This is a genomic window from Limosilactobacillus viscerum (assembly GCF_947387525.1).
GTDB classification, from domain to species: Bacteria; Bacillota; Bacilli; order Lactobacillales; family Lactobacillaceae; genus Limosilactobacillus; species Limosilactobacillus viscerum.
This window is the reverse complement of the sequence record NZ_CANDNW010000063.1, coordinates 1-1156: the sequence shown is the minus strand read 5'-3', so window position 1 is coordinate 1156 and position 1156 is coordinate 1. Positions and strand designations below refer to the sequence as shown.

Annotated in this window: 2 protein-coding genes; both read right to left on the bottom strand. The window is 39.6% G+C overall.

Annotation, left to right across the window (positions count from 1 at the left end):
• The coding region (locus tag QOS07_RS09210; RefSeq protein ID WP_283588648.1) for an IS66 family transposase at positions 1 to 814 on the bottom strand (814 nt) is incomplete at its 3' end.
• 67 nt (positions 815 to 881) lie between these two features.
• A partial coding sequence (gene tnpB, locus QOS07_RS09205) for an IS66 family insertion sequence element accessory protein TnpB (protein ID WP_283588647.1) occupies positions 882 to 1156 on the bottom strand: 275 nt, incomplete at its 5' end.

The following is a 1156-nucleotide window of genomic DNA, read 5'->3' as shown; positions in this document are numbered from 1 at the left end:
TTCTCGTCACCCAGAAATAGCCATTGGCTTTGCGGCTATCAAGGACCTGGAATGGTGTTTCATCCATATGGATTACCGCTTCACATTGAATTAATTTGATAAGGGCCTGGTATAGTGGCTTTAAGTATCGCTGACTAACTTTAATTAGGGCACGGTCTAAGGCTTTATCCTGAACTGGCAAGCCGACGGCGTGCCAAAGTTTCATCTGTCGATGACACGGTAGCGCTAAATTAAATTTGTAATTCGCTACCTGAGCTAAAATACTACTCGATAAATAACTATGATTTAGTAACGCCTTTGGTGTTCGGCTGTTTATTAGGATATCTTTACCACCAGGATGGCAATTTTCACATTTGTAAGTGGCTTGGTAATAATTCTTACAATAAAGTTCAGCCGGCTTTACACAAACCTCTCGTCGTACTAACTTGGTGCCTACCTTTTTGAGTTCATGATGACAGTTTGGACATGTCTGATCGGATAGCGGTTCGCTTTCATTAACTTGGGGTAAGGAATCAAAAAAAGCGGTCCGTTGCCCACTCTTTTTCCGTTTGGAATGGTGACGCACTGCTTTGATAACTTTTGTTTCAGTAACTTCAGTTACTGAAAGATCAGGTGACTGTAATGACGTTAATTGTTCATCACTAAATAGTGATTCTTGACCACTTACTACCTTTTCAATAACTTCAGTTTTTTTCCCGAAGAGCTGTTCCTTTTGTCCGGCAATGATTTGACGAAGGTAATCAATTTGCTGATTAGCGCTAGCTAATTGCGCCTTTAGCCTCTGATTTTCCTTCTCTAATTCCTTGCTATCCATACTACGTCACCTCCTCACTTGATAAATCTTCAATTATTATATCAAAGCGGAAGGAATTTAAACAGCCCTAATATAGATTACCTGGAATAGCACGGTGAATTTGCGGTGTCGGAAATGGATTGAGTCCCTTAAGCAGATTTGCTAGTTGTCGCTTATTAAGTAATTTGATCTCTTTACTACTTTTGGGCCATTTTAAATGACCATTCTCAAAGCGTTTATAAAGAAGAATAAATCCTTCGCCGTCCCAAAAGAGTGCTTTAAAGCGATCATTGCGACTTCCACAAAATAGAAATAAAGAATTACTATACAATTCTAAGCCATAGTTCTCGGCGATCACCATGG